General features: G+C 65.0%; 16 protein-coding genes. 8 read left to right on the forward strand and 8 right to left on the reverse strand.

Translation table 11 applies throughout. From position 1 onward, the window contains the following. Position 1: 1 nt before the first annotated feature. Positions 2-571 (reverse strand): DUF2017 domain-containing protein, encoded by a 570-nt coding sequence (locus tag JLZ96_RS19330; protein WP_027497669.1) that lies wholly within the window; start codon positions 569-571, stop codon positions 2-4. 48 nt (positions 572-619) lie between these two features. Beyond that, positions 620-979, reverse strand: coding sequence for an ATP-dependent Clp protease adapter ClpS (clpS, locus tag JLZ96_RS19335; RefSeq protein ID WP_228139244.1), 360 nt, complete (start codon positions 977-979; stop codon positions 620-622). 150 nt (positions 980-1,129) lie between these two features. Between clpS and JLZ96_RS19340 the strand changes: the two genes are divergently transcribed. Both JLZ96_RS19340 and JLZ96_RS19345 read left to right on the forward strand, forming a co-directional pair. Further along, positions 1,130-2,386: a nicotinate phosphoribosyltransferase gene (locus JLZ96_RS19340; RefSeq protein ID WP_230074693.1), complete on the forward strand. Its 1,257-nt coding sequence runs from the start codon at positions 1,130-1,132 to the stop codon at positions 2,384-2,386. A 49-nt stretch (positions 2,387-2,435) separates the two neighbouring features. Further along, positions 2,436-4,484: an ATP-dependent DNA helicase gene (locus JLZ96_RS19345; RefSeq protein WP_201011010.1), complete on the forward strand. Its 2,049-nt coding sequence runs from the start codon at positions 2,436-2,438 to the stop codon at positions 4,482-4,484. Positions 4,485-4,491: 7 nt separating this feature from the next. On the opposite strand, the gene glgP is transcribed toward JLZ96_RS19345, so the two are convergent. Further along, the gene (gene glgP, locus JLZ96_RS19350) at positions 4,492-7,023 is read right to left on the reverse strand and encodes an alpha-glucan family phosphorylase (RefSeq protein WP_201011011.1); all 2,532 of its coding nucleotides are present in this window, start codon (positions 7,021-7,023) and stop codon (positions 4,492-4,494) included. A gap of 204 nt (positions 7,024-7,227) precedes the next feature. Between glgP and JLZ96_RS19355 the strand changes: the two genes are divergently transcribed. Genes JLZ96_RS19355 through JLZ96_RS19365 form a run of 3 tightly spaced genes read left to right on the forward strand, consistent with a single transcriptional unit; the run spans position 7,228 to position 12,896 of the window. Next, positions 7,228-9,234: a maltotransferase domain-containing protein gene (locus tag JLZ96_RS19355; protein WP_201011012.1), complete on the forward strand. Its 2,007-nt coding sequence runs from the start codon at positions 7,228-7,230 to the stop codon at positions 9,232-9,234. A gap of 11 nt (positions 9,235-9,245) precedes the next feature. Further along, complete coding sequence (glgB, locus tag JLZ96_RS19360) at positions 9,246-11,447, forward strand: 1,4-alpha-glucan branching protein GlgB (RefSeq protein ID WP_201011013.1); 2,202 nt, start codon at positions 9,246-9,248, stop codon at positions 11,445-11,447. Further along, entirely contained in the window at positions 11,448-12,896 is a 1,449-nt protein-coding gene (locus tag JLZ96_RS19365) for a metallopeptidase (protein WP_032390890.1), read from the forward strand. Between the two features lie 5 nt (positions 12,897-12,901). Here the strand turns inward: JLZ96_RS19365 and JLZ96_RS19370 are convergent, their stop codons facing one another. From JLZ96_RS19370 to JLZ96_RS19380, 3 genes are all read right to left on the reverse strand, one after another. Beyond that, positions 12,902-13,849, reverse strand: a complete 948-nt coding sequence (locus tag JLZ96_RS19370) for a tetratricopeptide repeat protein (protein WP_236254161.1) — start codon at positions 13,847-13,849, stop codon at positions 12,902-12,904. Positions 13,850-13,896: 47 nt separating this feature from the next. Further along, positions 13,897-14,268 (reverse strand): DUF3817 domain-containing protein, encoded by a 372-nt coding sequence (locus JLZ96_RS19375; RefSeq protein WP_196249283.1) that lies wholly within the window; start codon positions 14,266-14,268, stop codon positions 13,897-13,899. 65 nt (positions 14,269-14,333) lie between these two features. Further along, on the reverse strand, positions 14,334-15,524 hold the full coding sequence (locus JLZ96_RS19380) for an acetyl-CoA C-acetyltransferase (RefSeq protein ID WP_027497679.1): 1,191 nt from the start codon (positions 15,522-15,524) through the stop codon (positions 14,334-14,336). 112 nt (positions 15,525-15,636) lie between these two features. Here JLZ96_RS19380 and mce point away from each other — a divergent pair, with 112 nt between their 5' ends. Together mce and JLZ96_RS19390 are read left to right on the forward strand one after the other, a co-directional pair. Further along, a complete protein-coding gene (gene mce / locus JLZ96_RS19385; RefSeq protein ID WP_027497680.1) occupies positions 15,637-16,113 on the forward strand; it encodes a methylmalonyl-CoA epimerase in 477 nt (158 codons plus the stop codon). Between the two features lie 59 nt (positions 16,114-16,172). Next, positions 16,173-17,135: a hypothetical protein gene (locus tag JLZ96_RS19390; RefSeq protein ID WP_094715865.1), complete on the forward strand. Its 963-nt coding sequence runs from the start codon at positions 16,173-16,175 to the stop codon at positions 17,133-17,135. 28 nt (positions 17,136-17,163) lie between these two features. On the opposite strand, the gene JLZ96_RS25045 is transcribed toward JLZ96_RS19390, so the two are convergent. Both JLZ96_RS25045 and nucS read right to left on the reverse strand, forming a co-directional pair. Then, positions 17,164-17,481, reverse strand: coding sequence for an ATP/GTP-binding protein (locus JLZ96_RS25045; protein WP_236254162.1), 318 nt, complete (start codon positions 17,479-17,481; stop codon positions 17,164-17,166). Between the two features lie 41 nt (positions 17,482-17,522). Continuing rightward, on the reverse strand, positions 17,523-18,194 hold the full coding sequence (gene nucS / locus JLZ96_RS19395; RefSeq protein ID WP_027497682.1) for an endonuclease NucS: 672 nt from the start codon (positions 18,192-18,194) through the stop codon (positions 17,523-17,525). Between the two features lie 42 nt (positions 18,195-18,236). Here nucS and JLZ96_RS19400 point away from each other — a divergent pair, with 42 nt between their 5' ends. Further along, complete coding sequence (locus JLZ96_RS19400; protein WP_201011014.1) at positions 18,237-19,826, forward strand: adenylate/guanylate cyclase domain-containing protein; 1,590 nt, start codon at positions 18,237-18,239, stop codon at positions 19,824-19,826. The last annotated feature ends 585 nt before the right edge of the window (positions 19,827-20,411 follow it).

Genomic DNA, 20,411 nt, shown 5'->3' on the forward strand with positions numbered 1-20,411 from the left:
CCTAGGGAACGAGGACCTGGACGAGGGAATCCTGCATCCAGGTCAACCAGTGGTACACGTCCAGATGGGGAGCACGAGGATCGCCCTCGTCGAGTACGTCAGGAGTGTCCGCACTGATGCCCAGTGTGGTCCCGAGCGCCAGCCTCACGTCGTTGAGACCCGTCAACCACGCGTCGGCCTGTTCCTGGGTGAGCACGATCTTTCCGCCGGAATCGGGCAGGGTCGCGAGGATCACTGCCCCGGCAGCCAACTTCTCGTCGATGATCTCGGGCTCGTGCAACCCGCGGAGGGCACCGTTCAGATCGGCCGGATCCTGATCGTCGTGTTCGGGATCGGCGCGGTGGAAGTCCGGCAGCAACCGGGCCAGCGCTGCATCGTCCGGCGGGCTGTTGTGGCCGGTACGCAGCCCGGTCAGCGCGGCGAGCTCGTCGGTGGGTGCCGCGGCGGAACGATCGCGTAGCAGGCCGAGAACGGATGCGACCAGGGACTTGAGCACCGCCGCCTCACGAGCGTCGATCTCGGACTTGATCTTGACCCCGGACAACGAATTCCGTCTCGTCCACGTGCGCACTGTCGGTGATGTCCTTCTCTGACGTAGAGGTGGCGAACTGACTGCTGACTACTTGTCCTGCTGCATGGTGGCCCACAGGCCCGCCGCGTGCAGCCTTTTGACGTCGTTCTCCATCGCATCGCGCTCGCCGCTCGACACGACCGCCTTGCCCTCGGAGTGCACCTGCATCATCAACTCGGTGGCCTTGGCCTTGCTGTAGCCGAAGAGCTTCTGGAACACGTAGGTGACGTAGTGCATCAAGTTGACCGGGTCGTCCCACACGATGGTGACCCACGGAGTGTCGTGCGCTTCGTCGGCAGCAACGGCCTCGGTTTCGGCCGGCACCGCCTGCGGCGACGCCGCCGCGACTTCGAGTGCCGAGAAGCCGTCCACGGGCAGAAGCGATCCATCCACCGTCAACCAAGGCATGGCAACAGGGTACGGCGTGTCGGGCCGACCCCACACGTTCGCCCCTGCGCTCGTAGTGTGATCGAGGTGAGCAATGACGCGACCACCGATCACACGCTTTCCAGCGACGGAGCCAGCACTGCACTGCTGACCGACCAGTACGAGTACACGATGCTGTCCGCGGCCCTGGCCAGCGGCTATGCAGACAGACCGTGCAGTTTCGAGGTCTTCGCCCGCAGGCTACCCGGCGGCCGCCGATACGGCGTCGTGGCCGGCACCGAGCGCATTCTCGACGCCGTCGATCGCTTCCGATTCGGCCCGGACGAGCTGCGTGTCGTGTCGAAGTTTCTCGACGCCGACACCGTCGAGTGGCTGCGCAACTACCGCTTCACCGGCGACATCGACGGTTACCGCGAGGGCGAGCTGTACTTTCCCGGCTCCCCCGTCCTGACGGTCCGCGGCACGTTCGCCGAGTGCGTGGTCCTGGAAACCGTGGTGCTGTCGATTCTCAATCACGACAGCGCAATCGCCTCTGCGGCAGCGCGCATGGTCGCCTCCGCCGAGGCCAGGCCGATCATCGAAATGGGATCGCGGCGCACCCACGAGGAGGCGGCGGTCGCGGCATCGCGCGCGGCCTACTTGGCCGGCTTCACCGCGACCTCCAACCTCGAAGCAGTCCGACGCCACGGCGTCCCCGGAGCAGGCACGTCGGCCCACTCGTTCACGCTGCTGCACACCACCGCCGACGGCCCCGACGAGAAGGCCGCTTTTGCCGCTCAGGTCCGAGCGCTCGGGGTGGGAACGACACTGCTGGTCGATACCTACGACATCAAGCAGGGCGTGGCCAACGCGATCGAGGTGGCCGGTCCGGAGCTCGGTGGTGTCCGCATCGACTCCGGCGACCTCGGTGTCCTCGCCCGTCAGGTCCGCGCCCAATTGAACGCCCTCGGTGCGCCGAACACGCGGATCGTCGTCTCCGGAGACCTCGACGAGTACGCGATCGCCGCGCTGCGCGCCGAACCCGTCGATTCGTACGGCGTCGGCACGTCGCTGGTCACCGGTTCGGGCGCGCCGACGGCAGGAATGGTCTACAAGCTGGTCACCGTGGACGGCATACCCGTCGCCAAGCGCAGCAGTCACAAGGAATCGCGCGGGGGTACCAAGGCAGCGCTGCGGACCGCGCGTGGGACCGGTACGGCTGTCGAGGAAATAGTGCACCCGTTCGACGCCGCCCCGACGGTCGAAGACGGTCTGACGGTGGAGACGTTGACCACGCCGCTGATGCGTGGCGGCCGGCGCGTCGCCGATCTACCGACTCTCGCCGAAGCCCGGGACCTCCTCGCGCGACGCCTGGTCAGCCTGCCGTGGGAGGGGCTCGCCCTGTCCCAGGGCGAACCGGCGATACCGACCCGGTTCGCCCTGGGCTAGGGCGGTGTCGGTGCCGAACCCGGTGGGCGATCGGCAGTAGTCTGCTTCGGTGCCGTCGAAGACCGAGTTGCCCACCGTTCCCGCTCTCCTGCAGGTTGCGGTGCACTCGCTCGGTGGCAAGGAACGCAGCAATCAGCTGACGATGGCCTCTGCCGTGGCGCATTCGATCGACACCGGTGAACATCTCGCGGTGCAGGCGGGCACGGGCACCGGCAAGTCCCTCGCGTATCTCGTGCCCAGCATCAGGCATGCGGTCGAATCGGGGAAGACCGTCATCGTCTCGACGGCCACGATCGCGCTGCAGCGACAGTTGGTCGACCGCGACCTTCCACGTCTGTCCGACGCACTGACCGAAGCTGTGGGTCGGCGTCCGAAGTTCGCGATCCTCAAGGGCCGCAACAATTATCTGTGCATGAACAAGATTCACACCGGTGCCGCACAGGAAACACCGGACGCGGAGTTGTTCGACCCGTTCGCCGTCTCGCGGATGGGCCGCGAAGTGGTCCGGCTGACCAAGTGGTCCTCGGAGACCGAAACGGGCGATCGCGACGACGTGCTGCCCGGCGTGAGCGACCAGGCGTGGCGTCAGGTCAGCGTCACCGCTCGCGAGTGCCTCGGGAAATCGCGGTGCCCCGTCGGCGAGGACTGCTTCGCCGAGCGCGCCCGCACCGAGGCCGCACAGGTCGACGTGGTCGTGACCAACCACGCGCTGCTCGCCATCGACGCGATCACCGGAATTCAGATCCTGCCCGAGCACGACGTCGTGGTCGTCGACGAGGCCCACGAATTGGTCGACCGAGTGACCGGCGTTGCCACAGAGGAGCTTTCGGCCGCCACCGTCACCGCGGCCGCACGCCGTAGCGCCAAGCTCATCGAGGAAGAGACCGTCGATCAGCTCGAAGGAGCTGCCGAGAACTGGGCCGCGATTCTGGACGAACTACCGCCCGGTCGATGGCAGTCCCTTCCCGACGGCGTCGGACCGGCCCTGGCGTCCGTCCGCGACGCCGCCTGGGCCGTGCGCACCGCGATCGGCCCGAACAAACAGGGCATGGCGAGTAGCGATCCCGAGGCCGCCGCGGCCCGCAGCGCAGCACTCGTAGCAGTCGACGAGGTGCACGACAGCGCCGTGCGAGTGCTCACTGCCTTCGACGAGCCCGACCCGGCCAAGCGTAAGGACGTCGTCTGGCACGCCGTCGACGATTTCCGAGGAAACGTCAAACGCACCGTTCGCATTGCTCCGCTCTCGGTGGGCGGGCTGCTGCGCGCACGGTTGTTCGCCGAATCCACCGTGGTGCTGACCTCGGCGACGCTCACCGTCGGCGGATCCTTCGACGGCCTGGCCGTCAACTGGGGCCTGCCCGCAGAGAAACCCTCCCGCAGTGACACAGCCATGGCGTCGGGAGTGGAACCACCCTCGGACAACGGATCCATTCGCTGGAATTCGTTGGACGTGGGCTCGCCGTTCGATCACGCTCGCGCCGGCATCATGTACATCGCCAAACATCTGTCTCCGCCCGGACGCGACGGCCTGTCCAAGTCCTCGCTCGACGAGATCGAATCGCTCGTCGAGGCAGCCGGTGGTCGGACGCTCGGACTGTTCTCGTCGATGCGCGCCGCCAAGGCCGCGGCAGAGGAGATGCGCGAGCGACTCGACACCCCCATCCTCTGTCAGGGTGACGATTCCACCGGCGCACTGGTGCAGAAGTTCGCCGACGACGAGGCCACCTCACTGTTCGGGACGCTGTCGCTGTGGCAGGGCGTCGACGTGCCCGGTCCGTCGCTGAGCCTGGTGATCCTGGATCGAATTCCGTTCCCCCGGCCCGACGATCCACTACTGGTGGCTCGGCAGCAGGCCGTCGAATCACGTGGCGGCAACGGCTTTCTCGCCGTCGCCGCCAACCACGCGGCCCTGCTGCTGGCGCAGGGCGTCGGTCGACTGCTCCGTAGCGTCGACGACAAAGGTGTTGTCGCCGTGCTGGATTCGCGCCTGGCGACCGCCCGGTACGGCGGTTATCTGCGCGCGTCCTTACCGCCGTTCTGGGAGACCTCCGACCCGGAGGTGGTCCGCAAGGCCCTCACCCGCCTGGCCGGAAAGTAGCTGCTCCCTACGGCGTCGACACCAGACCGAGCTCGGCATCGGAGGCAAGCCCGTGGTGCCGCGGCAATACCCGCACCGTGTAGCCCACCGCTCCACTGTGCGGTAGCCGCGTCTCGCCCGCGTACACGTGCTCGCCGCCCTCACTGCCCACGTGCGACATCTCGGTGGTGCGAATGTCACTGAGGTCCTCGCCCTCGTCGACGCGTCCCACCACGGCCTGCACCACGACGGCACCCGGTTCCATACCGCCGAGGTCGACGATGGCGCGCAGCGACAGTTCGGCACCGATGACGGGGGTGTCCGGCAACCCCTCGCTGTCGACTCGGGTGACCTTCACGTTGCGCCACGCCTGCTCGACGCGGCCGCGATACGACGCGACATCCTTGGCGCCGTGGTAGCCGTCGGCCGACACCGCCCGGGCGGAGTGCGCAGCGGGCGCGTAGTAGCCGAGCGTGTAGTCCTGCACCATTCGCGATGCCAACACTTTCGGTCCCAGCTGTTCCAGTGTGTGTCGGACCATCTCGATCCAGCGAGCCGGCACACGGTCCTCCCCGCGATCGTAGAATTTCGGCAGCACCGCCTGCTCGAGCAACTCGTAGAGGGCAGCGGCTTCCAGATCGTCGCGACGATTGTCGTCGGTGATGCCGTCGGCCGTCGGGATTGCCCACCCGTTTTCGCCGTCGTACATCTCGTCCCACCATCCGTCGCGAATCGACAGGTTGAGGCCGCCGTTGAGCGCCGACTTCATTCCGGACGTACCGCAGGCCTCGAGGGGCCGCAGCGGATTGTTCAGCCACACATCGCATCCCCAGTACAAAAAGCGAGCCATGGACATGTCGTAGTCGGGTAGGAACACGATGCGGTGTCGCACATCGGCCTCGTCGGCGAACTTGACGATCTGCTGTATGAGCGCCTTTCCACCGTCGTCGGCCGGGTGCGATTTTCCGGCTACCACCAGCTGAACCGGGCGGACGGGATCGAGCAACATCGCCCGCAGTCGCTCGGGTTCGCGCAGCATGAGCGTCAGACGCTTGTACGTCGGTACGCGTCGAGCAAAGCCGACGGTCAACACGTCGGGGTCGAAAACATTTGCAGTCCAGCTTATCTCGGCCTCGGTCGACCCCCGCTCGAGAGCCGAACGGCGCACCCTTCGGCGCACCTCGTCAACCAACTGCGCGCGCAACGCGTTTCGAGTGGACCACACCTGTTCCGAGGACAACGGCCCGTCGGTCTCCCCCTCGGCCCATTCCCGTGCCGCCCACGTCGGCGCATGGACACCGTTGGTCACCGATCCGATCGGCACCTCCGACGCGTCGAATCCTTGCCACAGGCCGTTGAACATCTCGCGGCTGACGATCCCGTGCAGCTTCGACACTCCGTTGGCGCGCTGACCCAAGCGAAGACCCATGTGCGCCATGTTGAACACCGACGGATCACTCTCGCCGCCCAGCGCCAGAATTCGGCTCATCGGCAATCCCGGCAACAGGGCCGAGTCCGGTGCACCGTCGCTACCGCCGAAGTAGTGCCGCACCAGATCGGCGGGGAACCTGTCGATGCCGGCAGGCACCGGAGTGTGGGTGGTGAACACCGTGCCCGCCCGGACGGCGGCCAACGCCGAATCGAAGTCCAACCCGCTACCGGTGACGAGTTCACGGATGCGTTCGACCCCGAGGAAGCCGGCGTGGCCCTCGTTCATGTGGAACACCTCGGGATCGGGCAGACCGTGCGCGCGCGTGTAGGCCCTGATCGCGCGTACTCCGCCGATACCGGCGAGGATCTCCTGCTTGATGCGGTGGTCCTGATCGCCGCCGTACAGGCGGTCGGTGACTCCTCTGAGCTCGGGATCGTTGTCGGCGATGTCGGAATCGAGCAGCAGCAGCGGAACGCGTCCCACCTGAGCGATCCACACGCGGGCCCGCAGCACGCGCGACCCCGGCATCGACACGTGTATCAACACCGGTGAGTCGTTGTCGTCGGTGAGCAGTCGTAGCGGCAGACCGTGCGGGTCCAGGGATGGGTAACGCTCGGCCTGCCAGCCGTCGGCCGTCAGCGATTGCCGGAAGTACCCCGAGCGGTAGAGCAGTCCGACGCCGATCAGCGGTAGACCGAGATCCGACGCCGCCTTGAGGTGGTCACCGGCCAGAATGCCGAGCCCACCCGAGTAGTTCGGCAGTACCTCGGTGACCCCGAACTCCATCGAGAAATAACCGATGCCCGACGGCAGAGCTCGCCCCTCGGCGAGTTCGTTCTGGTACCAGAGCGGTCGGGCGAGGTAGTCGTGTAGATCCGCCTCGGCGGCGTCCAGTTCGGCCAGGAACGATGCGTCTTCGGCGAGTTCTTCGAGCCGTCCGGGTGCGACGGCACCGAGCACAGCCACCGGATCGCGTTCGAGTTCGGTCCACAGCAGCGGATCGATGTGCTCGAAAAGATCCTGCGTGGCCGAATGCCACGACCACCTGAGGTTTGTCGACAGCTCGGCGAGGGCATTCAGACGGGCGGGAAGGTGGGCTCGGACGGTGAATCGACGCAAGGCTTTCACAGAGCCGAACCCTACCCACGGATACCTGTGTCGATGGGGCGCTCGGCGAAAATTTCCTCGTGCGCCCGTCGCGGTCAGTATGCGTCGGCGCACGCGCCATCTGCGCTGCTGCACTACGGTTGACGAGTAGAAGCACACCAAATATCGGTTCGATCAGAGGTTGCGCCCGCGCAGCCATACCTCTAACGAAGAATGGAGTGTGAAGTGACAGGTCGACTTGGTATCGACAATGTCCTTCCAGATACGACGACCGGGAAATACCCCGCGAAAGCGGTGGTGGGCGAGACGTTTCCAGTTTCCGCCGACGTCTGGCGCGAGGGTCACGACGCAGTGGCCGCGACGCTGTCGGTGCGTGGACCGGGAGGCAAGCTCGAACGCATCCCGATGACGCCCGGCCACGAGCCGGACACGTTCGACGCGGTGTTCGTCCCATCCCGGCCCGGCTACTGGATCTGCCGTATCGAGGCGTGGAGCGACCCGATCAGCACCTGGCGTCACGCCGTCGAAGCGAAGCTCGGAGTGGGCCAGAGCGCCCACGAACTCGCCAACGACCTCGAGATCGGGGCGCGCCTGTTCCTCCGCGCTGCCACCGGCGTTCCTGCGGAGAGCAGGCAGCTGCTCGCCGACGTCGCCGCCGGCCTGCGCGACACCGACCACCCGCTGCCCGCGCGCGTGTCCTCGGCGTTCGCATCGTCGGTCACCGAACTGCTGTTCCAGCACCCGCTGCGCGAGCTGGTGACCAGATCACGGGCCGTGAACGTGTGGGTCGACCGAAACCTGGCCCTCAACGGTGCCTGGTACGAGTTCTTCCCGCGCTCCACGGGCGGGTGGCACGAGGACGGATCACCGCGGCACGGCACGTTCGCGACATCCATGGAGCAGTTGCCGCGCATAGCGCGCATGGGCTTCGACATCGTCTACCTGCCACCGATCCACCCGATCGGCACGATCAACCGCAAGGGCCCGAACAACACGTTGACTCCGGGCCCCGAGGATGTCGGTTCGCCGTGGGCTATCGGATCCAAGGACGGCGGGCACGACGCGATCCATCCCGAGCTGGGAACCGAGGACGACTTCCGTGCGTTCGTCGACGCCTCGCGAGAGCACGGCCTCGAAGTGGCGCTCGATCTTGCCCTGCAGGCCGCTCCGGATCATCCATGGGCCGCAACACATTCCGAGTGGTTCACGGTGTTGCCGGACGGCACCATCGCGTACGCCGAGAATCCGCCGAAAAAGTACCAGGACATCTACCCGATCAATTTCGACAACGACCGCCGTGGCATCTACGAGGAAGTGCTACGCGTGGTCCGATACTGGATCTCGTTGGGCGTCAAGATCTTCCGAGTCGACAATCCACACACCAAGCCACCGGACTTCTGGGAATGGCTCATCGCCGAGGTCAAGAAGACCGATCCGGACGTGCTGTTCCTGGCCGAGGCGTTCACCCGGCCGGTGCGCATGTACGGTCTCGCGAAACGTGGGTTCACGCAGTCGTACACGTACTTCACGTGGCGTACCGCGAAGTGGGAACTGACCGAGTTCGCCGAGGAGCATGCCCGACGCGCCGACGACGCGCGGCCCAATCTGTTCGTCAACACCCCGGACATCCTGCACGAGAGCCTGCAACACGGTGGACCCGGAATGTTCGCTCTGCGAGCAGCTCTGGCCGCCACCCTGGCTCCGACGTGGGGCGTGTACTCCGGATACGAGCTGTACGAACATCAGGCCGTGCGCGAGGGCAGCGAGGAGTATCTGGACTCCGAGAAGTACCAGTTGCGACCGCGCGACTTCGAGGGTGCGCTCGCCCGCGGCGAATCGCTGGAGCCGTGGATCACCACCCTCAATTCCATTCGCCGTGCGCATCCGGCCCTGCAGCAACTGCGCAACATCCATTTCCACACGATCGACAACGAAGCGCTGATCGGATACTCCAAGTTCGATCCGCAGACCGGCGACTCGGTGTTGGTGGTCATCAACCTCAACCCGTTCGGAGCCGAGGAGGGCACCGTCCATCTGGACATGCCCGCGCTCGGTCACGACTGGCAGGACACCCTGACGATCAAGGACGAGGTGAGCGGCATCCATTACGACTGGGGCCACACCAACTTCGTCCGACTCGAGCCCTGGACCTCGGTGGCGCACATATTCACGCTCCCCCACATTCCCTATCCGGCACGAATCGAACTGGCCTACCGCGGCAACCGAAAGTGAGTGGATTCAACGTGACCAAGAATCCGACGACGCCCGAAGACACCGTCGCAGCCCCGTCCGACAACGACCTCGATCTCCTCGCCGCTGGTCGGCACTACAACCCGCATTCCGTGCTCGGCGCGCACCCCGTGCCGGGCGGAACAGCGATTCGTGCGCTGAAGCCCGACGCGGAGAAAGTGATCGCGCGCGTCGGAGGCGTCGACCACGAGTTGACCCACGTCGCCCACGGCCTCTTCTCTGCGCTGGTGCCGGTCGAGGACCTGATCGATTACCGGCTCGTGGTCACCTGGCCAGGTGGGCACGTGTCCGAATCCGCCGACGGGTACCGGTTCCTACCGACCCTCGGTGAACTCGACCTGCACCTGTTCGGCGAAGGTCGCCACGAGCGTCTGTGGGACATCCTCGGAGCGCACCAGCAGTCGTACGCCACTCCCGATGGTCCCGTCACCGGCACCTCGTTCGCGGTGTGGGCCCCTGCCGCCCAGGGCGTCACACTGGTGGGCGACTTCGACGGGTGGACCGGCCGTAGTTGGCCGATGCGCGTCCTCGGCTCCACCGGAGTCTGGGAGCTGTTCGTCCCGAACATCGAACCCGGTGCCCTGTACAAGTTCCGCGTCCACGGCTCCGACGGTTCGGTGAAGGACAAGGCCGACCCGATGGCCTTCGCCACCGAGGTTCCGCCGTCCACCGCGTCGGTCGTGACCGCGTCGACGTACACCTGGAACGACGAAAAGTGGCTCGACACCCGAGCCGGCATCGAACCCACGCAGGCTCCGATGAGCGTCTACGAGATCCATCTGGCGTCGTGGCGACCGGGCCTGAGTTACCGGGAGCTGGCCGAGCAACTGGCCGAGTACATCATCGAGACCGGCTTCACTCACGTGGAGTTGCTCCCAGTCGCCGAGCACCCCTTCGGCGGATCCTGGGGCTATCAGGTGACGTCCTACTACGCACCGACGTCCAGGTTCGGCAGTCCGGACGACTTCCGGTTCTTCGTCGATCACCTGCACAGCGCCGGCATCGGCGTCATCGTCGACTGGGTCCCCGCCCACTTCCCCAAGGACGAATGGGCCCTCGCCCGGTTCGACGGTGGGCCGCTGTACGAGCACGGAGACCCGCAGCGAGGCGAGCAACTCGACTGGGGCACACTGGTTTTCGACTTCGGCCGACGCGAGGTTCGCAACTTCCTGGTCGCGAACGCGCTCTACTGGATCGACGAATTCCACATCGACGGACTGCGCGTCGACGCCGTCGCCTCGATGCTGTACCTGGACTACTCGCGCCCCGAGGGTGGCTGGTCGCCCAACATCTACGGTGGCCGAGAAAACCTCGAAGCCGTGTCCTTCCTGCAGGAGATGAACGCCACGGTGCACAAGAAGCACCGCGGAGTCGTCACCGTTGCCGAGGAGTCGACCGCGTGGCCCGGCGTCACTCGCCCGACGAACGTCGGCGGGCTCGGGTTCAACATGAAGTGGAACATGGGGTGGATGCACGACACCCTCGGCTTCGTCGGACGCGATCCCATCCACCGCAGCTACCACCACCACGAGATCACGTTCTCGCTCGTCTATGCGTGGAGCGAGAACTACCTGCTGCCCATCAGCCACGACGAGGTGGTGCACGGCAAGGGCACGCTGTGGACCCGCATGCCCGGGGACGACTACGCCAAGGCCGCAGGTCTGCGCGGAATGCTCGCCTACATGTGGGCACATCCGGGCAAGCAGTTGCTGTTCATGGGCCAGGAGTTCGGTCAGACTCGCGAATGGTCCGAGGAGCGAGGCCTGGACTGGTACCAGATCGACGAGGAGCCGTTGCACCGAGGTGTGAAATCGCTTGTCGCAGATCTGAACTCGACGTACCGGTCGCATCCGGCACTGTGGACGCTGGACACCTCGCCCAGTGGCTACTCGTGGATCGACGCCAACGACACCGAGAACAACGTGCTCAGCTTTCTGAGGTACGGCTCCGACGGTTCGGTCGTCGCGTGTATTTTCAACTTCTCCGGTTCCGAGCACGGCAGCTATCGTGTGGGACTACCGGAACCAGGCCGTTGGATCGAGATTCTCAACACCGATGCAACGGAGTACGGAGGCTCCGGAATGGGCAACCTGGGTGAAGTGACGGCAACATCGCACTCGTGGCACGGTCGACCGGCATCAGGCCAGGTTGCACTTCCCGCCAACGGGGCGATCTGGATCAAATTGGAGCAGTAGATGACCGGCGGCCGCAGACCACGACTTCTGGCTGCGGCCGCCACTGCAGGGTTACTACTGTTGACATCGTGCGCCGCCACCGTCGGCGGTAACGCAGTGTCGATCTACGAGAATCCGTTCACGGTCGCCGGCCTTCCGGTCACCAGCGGACCGAGCGGACCGCGTCCGGGAGTACCGGATTCGACCATCGCCGTCGAGAACGCCGAAGGCACCGACTCGGACATCCTGGCTACCAACGCGATCGACGACATCCAGCAGTTCTGGGCCGAGCAGTATCCGGCCTTGTTCAAGGGCTCGTTCACGCCGGTCTCGACGTTGACCTCGTGGGATGCGTCGGAGGACGAGGGATCCGGCATCCGGTTCTGTGGAGACAGAACCGGTGGAGTCCCCAATGCCGCGTACTGCACCCGCGACGACTCGATCGGGTGGGACCGCACCATTCTGCTTCCGGCGTTGGTCGACGCGTTCGGGCCGATGTCGGTGGTCATGGTGATCGCGCACGAATACGGCCACGCGATCCAGCATCAGTCGGGACTCGTCGGCGACGACACCCCGACCATCGTGGCCGAGCAGCAAGCCGACTGTTTCGCCGGAGCATTCATCCGCCATGTCGCAGAGGGCGATTCGCCGCACTTCACCATCAACACCTCGGATGGGCTCAACGGGGTTCTCGCTGCGACCGTCGCGGTGCGCGACGTGGACCCCAACGATCCCGAATCGGTACACGGGTCCGCATTCGAGCGAGTGACTGCCGTACAGATCGGGTTCACCGACGGTGCAGCTGCCTGCACACGCATCGACGAGGCCGAAATCGATTCACGCCGAGCGTCGTTGCCGCAGAAGTTCGACAGCGCCGATGATTCCGGCGAGCTACCGGTCACCGAGGACTCCCTGGGCGCATTCACGCGATCGTTCGAGACGGCGCTTCCCGTCGCCGATCCGCCGACCGTGGACTACTCGGGATCGGACACCGGGTGCACGGACGCCGAGGCCACCTCTCCGGTGTCGTACTGCCCGTCGAGCAACACCATCGGTGTCGATGTGGAGGACCTGGCCCAGCGCGGACAACCCGAAACACCTCAGCGCGGAGACATCCTGCCGCTCAACGTATCCGGTGACTACAGCGCGTACGTACTGTTCGCGTCTCGCTACACCCTCGCAGTACAGAAGGAAGCGGGCCAGACGCTCGACGACCCGCAGACCGCACTTCGATCCGCATGCCTGTCCGGCGTCATCACCGCAGCGTTGAGCGCCGAATCCAACGAGGCCGCTCTCGAAATCAGGCTCTCCCCCGGCGATCTCGACGAGGCCGTCTCCGGTCTACTGAGCGACGGATTGGCCGCCAGCGACGTCAACGGAACGACGCTGCCGTCCGGCTTCTCCCGAGTCGACGCGTTCCGCTCGGGAGTTCTCGGCGGCAAGCCCCTATGCGATTCGCGCTACAACTGAGGGATTCAGTACAGAGCGGACGCGAGTTTGCGGCGCGCCGAGACCACCAGCGGATCGGCGGCGTCGAACAACTCGAACAGCTCCAGTAGGCGGGTACGCAGGGCCGTGCGGTCGTCCCCTGCACTGATCTTGATTCCGTCGATGAGCCGTGCGAAAGCCTGTTCCGGCTGCTGCCCGGCCATTTCCGCGTCGGCCGCATCGATGCGGGCCTGGACATTATTGGGATCGGCGTCGGCCACCTCGACGGCATCGGGTGCAACGTTCTGCACCCGAGCCAGGAACTTGACCTGACGCAACGCGGCGACCGCGTCGGTGTTCTTCGGCTCGGCGTCGATGATGGCCTGATACGCCGCCGCTGCCTTGTCGAAGTCCCCCTCGTCGATCGCCTCTTCCGCAGCGACGATGCGCGGATCCTCGACCTCGGGTTCCGGCTCGGCGGCGGGAGCCGACCCGGGTGGACCGGACAGCTTTCCGGCGGTTGCCTGCTCGACGGCCTGCAGCCACTGACGCAACTGCTCGTCAAATTGCGTGCCCTGGAAATCGGCAAGCGGTTGCCCACCCGCGACGGCAACCACCGTAGGAATGGCCTGCACTCCGAATGCCTGCGCGATCTGCGGATTGGAGTCGACATCGACGCGAGCATGTACCCACGTGCCGCCGGCCTCGACGGCAAGTTGCCCGAGCTGACGCGTCAACGCCTGGGACTGCGGCGACCGAGCCGATCCCAGGTCGACGATGACCGGTACCTGCATCGATCGCTGCAGAACCTCGGCTTCGAAATTGGCCGTGGTCACGTCGACGATCGGAGCCAACCCTCCCGCATCGCCACTGGCTTCGGCAGCGGGAGCAGGTGCCGGACGGTCCTTGAGAACGGACAGGTCGACGGCTCCGGCAATGGATGCGGGGACGGCGGCCGACGGGCGGACAGGAGGACGGGAACCGGGTCGAGTCACGCCCTACAGTTTGTCACTAACGCGATTTGTCATCCACTGGCGGGCGGTCAGGACAGAACCTTCGCGTCGGCTGCGGGTCGGCCGGTGCTCAGCTCGGCAAGGCGTCCGGTACGCACGGCCCAGATCTCGAAGACCACGGTGCCGAACGGCGGGAATGCCGCGACCAGCGCCAGCAGCGTGGCCTTGATGTCCCACTTCAGCTTCACCGCCGTCAGGACGGCAACGGCAAGGTACACGATGAACACCGCACCGTGGATGGGCCCGAAGATCTTCACGCCGATTTCGTTGCCGTCGGCCGGCAGGTACTTGAACGCCATGCCGACCAGTAGTCCGAGCCAGGTGAACGCTTCGAGCACGGCAATGAAACGGAAACGTTTGGCCGTGCTGCTCAGGTCGAAGAAATTCGTCATGCCCGCTATTGTGCCCGGTTTGCTACGACAGAACGTAGTGGCTCTGGTCTCATCGGACCAGAGCCACTACCGACTCAGCTTTTCGGGACTCGAACGATGAGCGCGTCGCCCTGTCCGCCGCCGCCGCACAATGCTGCGGCACCCACTCCGCCACCTCGCCGCTGCAGCTCGAGAGCCAGGTGCAGTGCGATGCGAGCGCCCGACATTCCGAGGGGATGACCGATCGAAATCGCCCCGCCGTTGACGTTGACGATCTCCGGATCGATGCCGAGCTCACGCGTCGACGCGATTCCGACCGCTGCGAACGCCTCGTTGATTTCGACGACGTCGAGGTCCTTCGGGTCGATGCCTTCCTTCGCGCAGGCCTTGGCGATGGCGCGAGCGGGCTGCGACTGCAGGGTGGAGTCGGGGCCGGCCACCACACCGTGCGCGCCGATCTCGGCGAGCCAGGTCAATCCGAGCGACTCGGCCTTGTCCTTGCTCATCACGACGACGGCGGCGGCACCGTCGGAAATCTGCGACGCGGATCCGGCAGTGACTGTGCCCGCCTTGTCGAACGCGGGGCGAAGCTTGCCGAGGGAATCGACCGTGGTGTCGGCCCGGATTCCTTCGTCGGCAGTGAACTGGATGGGCTCACCCTTGCGCTGCGGAATCGACACGGGCACTACCTCGTCGTCGAAGACCCCGTTCTTCCACGCCGCGGCAGCCTTCTGATGCGATCCGGCCGCGAAGGTGTCCTGCTCCTCACGGCTGATGGCTTCGGAGCTCTGATTGCGCTGCTCGGTGAGCGCGCCCATGGCCTGGTCGGTGAAGATGTCGTACAGACCGTCGTATGCGAGGTGGTCGCGCATGGTGACATCGCCGTACTTGAATCCCGCCCGCGACTTCTCCAGCATGTGCGGTGCCTGGGTCATCGATTCCTGGCCGCCGGCGACGACGATCTCGAACTCCCCCGCGCGAATGAGCTGGTCAGCGAGCGCGATGGCGTCGACGCCGGAGAGACACACCTTGTTGATGGTCAGAGCCGGAACGGTCATCGGGATACCTGCAGCGACGGCGGCCTGTCGGGCCGGGATCTGCCCGGCACCCGCAGTGAGGACCTGGCCCATGATGACGTAGTCGACCTGATCCGGAGCGACGCCGGCCTTCTCGAGTGCGCCCTTGATGGCAATTCCGCCGAGGTCGGAACCCGAGAAGTCCTTGAGCGCACCCGAGAAGCGCCCGACGGGCGTACGAGCACCGGCGACGATGACTGTTGTGGTCACGATTTCCTCCGAAAGTGTGAAGACGGCCTTGTGGAGATCAACGCTCGCCAGGCTCCCTACCGATACCAGCCTGGCGGAACACCGTGACGCAGCTGACGCTAACGTCTTGTCCATGACCTCCAGCACGCAGTCTTACACGGGCGCCCCACTCCGCTCCGACCTGGTGACGGCTATCGACCACGTCGGTGTCGCGGTACCCGACCTCGATGCCGCAATCGCCTGGTACACCGACCACCTGGGCATGGTTGCGGTGCACGAGGAAGTCAACGAAGAACAAGGCGTGCGCGAGGCGATGCTCTCGTTCCCCGGGGCAGGCGAAAAGTCGGCAGCACTGCAGTTGCTCGCGCCCATCGACGAATCCTCGACCATCGCGAAGTTCATCGACCGAAACGGCCCCGGACTCCAACAGTTGGCGTATCGGGTCACCGACATCGAGGAGATCTCCTCCGAGTTGCGCGCCCGCGGCGTTCGGTTGCTCTACGACGCTCCCCGCCGCGGTACTGCCGATTCGCGTATCAACTTCGTCCACCCCAAGGACGCAGGCGGAGTACTGATCGAACTGGTCGAACCGAACCACAACGCGCACTGACCGAACTCGGTGATTACGCCGTATGGCTCTCCACTTGACTCACCGGTAAATTGACGGCCATGGCCATCGATCATGAACGCACTTCCACGGTGCAACTTCCCTTTTCCATCGTTCGGAAGGGGTTCGATCGCGACGAAGTCACCAACTACTTCGAGCGATTCGACGCCGAATTACGGCTGACGACGGCCGACCGTGATGCCGCCGCGGCACAGGCGCGTGATCTGGCCAAGCAACTCGACGACGCTCGCGACGAGATCGACGAACTGCGCAAGGACATCGACCGTCTCTCGGTGCCGCCGACCACCGCGGAAGGCATGAGCGATCGCATCTCCCGCATGTTGCGACTGGCGTCGGACGAGGCCTCCGAGGTTCGCGCGAAGGCACATGCGGAGTCCGAGGAGATGATCTCGGTTGCGCAGCAGGAGAGCACTCGCCTGCGAAGCCGTCACGAGTCGTTGGTCGCAGAACTCGAGGAGCGCCGCACGGCACTCGAAACCGAGCACGAGCAGACCATGGCTCAGGCACGCACCGAGGCTGCGCGCGTCGTCGAGGCCGCACAGGCAGAGCGCGACAAGCTGGCTGCCGAGTCCGAGGCCAAGCGCGCCGAGGTTCAGGAAGACTTCGAGATCACGATGGCCGAGCGCCGCACCAAGGTGCTCACCGCGCTCGAAGAACTGGAAGCGTCGAGCAAGGCCGATGCTGCTCGCCGTATCGAAGAGGCGACGACCGAGGCCGCACGTCGGTTGCAGTCCGCGAGCGATCAGGCCGAGCGGCGCATCGCGCACTCGAAGGAATTGGCCGAGGAGCTGCGCGTGCTGCGAAGTCGCGTCCTCGCTCAGCTACTGGGTATCCGGGGCCAGCTCGATTCGGTACCGGCCATGCTGGCCTCGGTCAACCGCGAAAGCGAGTTGCTGGACAACCCCGACCCGACGGCCATCCTCAAGAAAGAAGAAGAGAAGGCTGCGGCGAAGGCCGAGAAGGACAACGACGAAGAGAAGGAATCCGCCGACTCGGCGTCCTGACTTCGCAGCACACGCTCGGCCTCCCCCGCTAGGACCATCTACGGGTGAGGCCTCGCGTGTTTCTGCCTCTCCAACACCCGGTGTGCCAATGTCTGCGGTTGTCGGCTCCCCCGAAGTCGTCCGACGGCCACGCCACGATGTGGGCGACCCCTGGCCGTACCTCGTGATCGCAGCCCGGGCAACGGTAGGTCTTGACAGCCTTGGCACCGGGAATCATCCGCGTCGTGTACGTGTCCCCGTCAGGACCCACCTCGACGCGATTGCCGCCCAGGACGGAATCGGTAGCCGAGCCGAGACTGCTCGGACCACTCCGACTCGCTTTGCGGGGCTGATTGCGACGAGGCACGCATCCAGTGTAGAGAATCGCGCCGCTTCGGCAGACAGACGTCAGAAGAGCCGGAACTCGGTGCTGTCGGTGCCGCGGAGAACGTCGTAGTCGAGTGTCAGACAACGAATACCGCGATCGGTGGCCAGAGTCTTCGCCTGCGGCTTGATGACCTGGGCGGCGAACACACCGCTGACCGGTGCCAGCAACGGGTCACGATTGAGCAGTTCGAGGTACCGAGTCAACTGCTCCACACCGTCGATTTCACCGCGACGCTTGATCTCGACGGCGACAGTGCCACCATCTGCGTTGCGGCACAACAGATCCACCGGTCCGATTGCCGTCATGTATTCACGCCGCACCAGGGTGTACCCCTCACCGAGGGTGTTGACGTGTTCTGCGAGCAACTCCTGCAGATGAGCCTCGACACCGTCTTTGACCAACCCTGGATCGATACCCAATTCATGACTGGAATCGAGTTCGACGTCGTCGATCGTGATGCGGAGTTCTTCGCCCGCCTTGTTGGTGACGACCCATTTGATGGTCTCGTCCTCGGTGGTCTCGACCATCCAACAGGGCGGAGACATCCAGTTGAGGGGCTTGTACGCCCTGTCGTCCGCGTGCACACTGACCGATCCGTCGGACTTGACGAGCAGCAGGCGTCGAGCGGAAGGGAGATGTGCGGTGAGGCGGCCGATGTAGTCCACTTGGCAACGAGCAATAACTAAACGCACTCGACCACCATAAGGCAGCACGGCCGTTACTCTGTGACCACCATGCCCCAATTCAGACGATCTGCCGCTCCGCTGGGTTCCCGGCTCCTCGGAGACACCACCGAATCGCCACGCCGACGCCGGATCCGAATCCAGCTGTTGCTGACGGTGTTCCTGGTCCTGTCCAATCTGATCGGTGCGGTGATCGTCGGTGTCCTCATCAGTGTCGTCGTTCCAGGCCCGGACGTTCTGAAGATGGACCGCTACTGGTGGGTGAACTTCATCGTCGTCCCGGTGTACGTCTTTCTCGCATTCCTGGTCGGTGTCGTCTGGGGCACCACACGTGCGCTGAGCAGTCTGCGGTGGGGCATCGAGGATCGCGAACCCACCCGATCCGAGCAGGTTGCGACGCTGGCAATGCCCTGGCGCCTGACGCGCATGCAGATTGCGCTGTGGACCGGTGGGCTGATTCTGCTCACGACGATCGACGGCATCATCGACCCCCAGGCAATACCGAAGGTGGCGTTCACCATCGCCGCGGGCGGTACGGTCGTGTGCGCCTTCAGCTACCTGCTCAGTGAGTTCGCTCTGCGACCCATCGCGGCTCGCGCCCTGCAAGCGGGCGACCCACGGCGCATCCGAATCGCCGGTGTCATGGGGCGTTCCATCCTGTCGTGGTTGCTGGGAACCGGCGTTCCGGTCTCCGGCCTGATGATGATCGCGGTGTTCCGCTTCCTTCGACCCGAGACCAGTGCAAACCAGCTCGCTGTGTCCATCCTCGCGCTCGGCGGCATCACCATCGTATTCGGATTCGCACTGACCGTCCTGGGCGGTTTCGCGACCACCTCCCCCATCAACAACGTGCGGGCGGGCATGGCCGAAGTCGAGAAGGGCAACATGGATGTCCGACTCGCGGTGTACGACGGCACCGAGCTCGGCGAACTGCAGAGCGGTTTCAACCGGATGGCCGACGGTGTGCGCGATCGAGAGAAGATCCGCGACCTGTTCGGACGACACGTCGGACACGAGGTAGCCGAGAAGGCCCTGCAGTCCGATAGTCAACTCGGGGGCCAGGAGCGCGATATTGCAGTGTTCTTCATCGATCTGGTGGGCTCCACCGAATTGGCCGCATCACGACCGCCCACCGAGGTGGTGGATCTACTCAACCGCTTCTTCGCGGTCGTCGTCGACGAGGTGGACGAACACGGCGGCTTCATCAACAAATTCGAGGGCGACGCGGCGCTCGCCATCTTCGGAGCACCGAACGACATTCCGGATCACTGCGGATCGGCACTCTCTGCCGCACGTGCCATTGCCCGCCGATTGCTGGTCGAAGTTCCCGAGTGCAGCGCAGCCGTCGGCGTTGCTGCCGGCCGAGCCGTTGCCGGCAATGTAGGAGCAAAGTCGAGATTCGAGTACACCGTCATCGGCGATCCGGTAAACGAGGCTGCGCGACTATCGGAACTGGCCAAGAGCGCTCCCGGTGCGATACTCGCTTCCAAGACAGCGGTAGACGGTGCTGCCGAAAACGAAGCGGACCGCTGGGAATTCGGTGATCGAGTAACCCTTCGCGGACGATCCGCAGAGACAGTACTGGCGAACCCCAAGGACGTGAAGGTTTCCGCAGACGAGGCGGAATCCGTTCACGCCTGATCCACCCGATCCGTGGGCTCAGTACGTGTAGTGCTCTGCGCCTGCCCTTTTCATCACTGACGACTCCGCCGTCCTGTGCCCGGTCCCCCTCGTGAATGCGCGCGCGTTTGTCGAACGCTCACGACATGGCTGACGATTCTGCGCGCGCCTCGCGAATACGAGCGCGTCTGCAGAATCGAAGTTTGCCCACGATCGATCGCCAAGCTTCGATGGGCAATAGTTGGTTTGTTGGGGTTGGGTTCGGTTCGACGGCCCGACAAACGCGCACGCGTTTGTCGGGTGCGCGCAGTCTGGTGTCGCTGTTCTGCTCGCGTGTGGCGAACGCGCGCGCGTTCGCGCCCCGGGGGCGAGGGGACGGGCGGTCCGTATGGCGAGTGATGGGACTGGGGTGCACGTGTGGATGCCTGCGCGTTCAGTTCGACGAGAGTGGTGAATACTGTTGCGTTGGTGTTGGTTTCGAATGCAAAATGCCCCTGACCACGGTTGGTCAGGGGCATTTTGGGATGTTGTGTTCGGCGGTGTCCTACTCTCCCACACCCTGTCGAGTGCAGTACCATCGGCGCTGGAGGGCTTAGCTTCCGGGTT

Origin of the sequence: Rhodococcus sp. NKCM2511 (assembly GCF_014905595.1) — a bacterium.
GTDB lineage: Bacteria > Actinomycetota > Actinomycetes > Mycobacteriales > Mycobacteriaceae > Rhodococcoides > Rhodococcoides fascians.

What these genes read in the sequence shown, in the direction of transcription:
- clpS (WP_228139244.1), bottom strand. Translation starts at nt 979, where the DNA reads ATGCCTTGGTTGACGGTGGATGGATCGCTTCTGCCCGTGGACGGCTTC.
- JLZ96_RS19340 (WP_230074693.1), top strand. Translation starts at nt 1,130, where the DNA reads ATGCTGTCCGCGGCCCTGGCCAGCGGCTATGCAGACAGACCGTGCAGT.
- JLZ96_RS19365 (WP_032390890.1), top strand. Translation starts at nt 11,448, where the DNA reads ATGACCGGCGGCCGCAGACCACGACTTCTGGCTGCGGCCGCCACTGCA.
- mce (WP_027497680.1), top strand. Translation starts at nt 15,637, where the DNA reads ATGACCTCCAGCACGCAGTCTTACACGGGCGCCCCACTCCGCTCCGAC.
- JLZ96_RS19390 (WP_094715865.1), top strand. Translation starts at nt 16,173, where the DNA reads ATGGCCATCGATCATGAACGCACTTCCACGGTGCAACTTCCCTTTTCC.
- JLZ96_RS19400 (WP_201011014.1), top strand. Translation starts at nt 18,237, where the DNA reads ATGCCCCAATTCAGACGATCTGCCGCTCCGCTGGGTTCCCGGCTCCTC.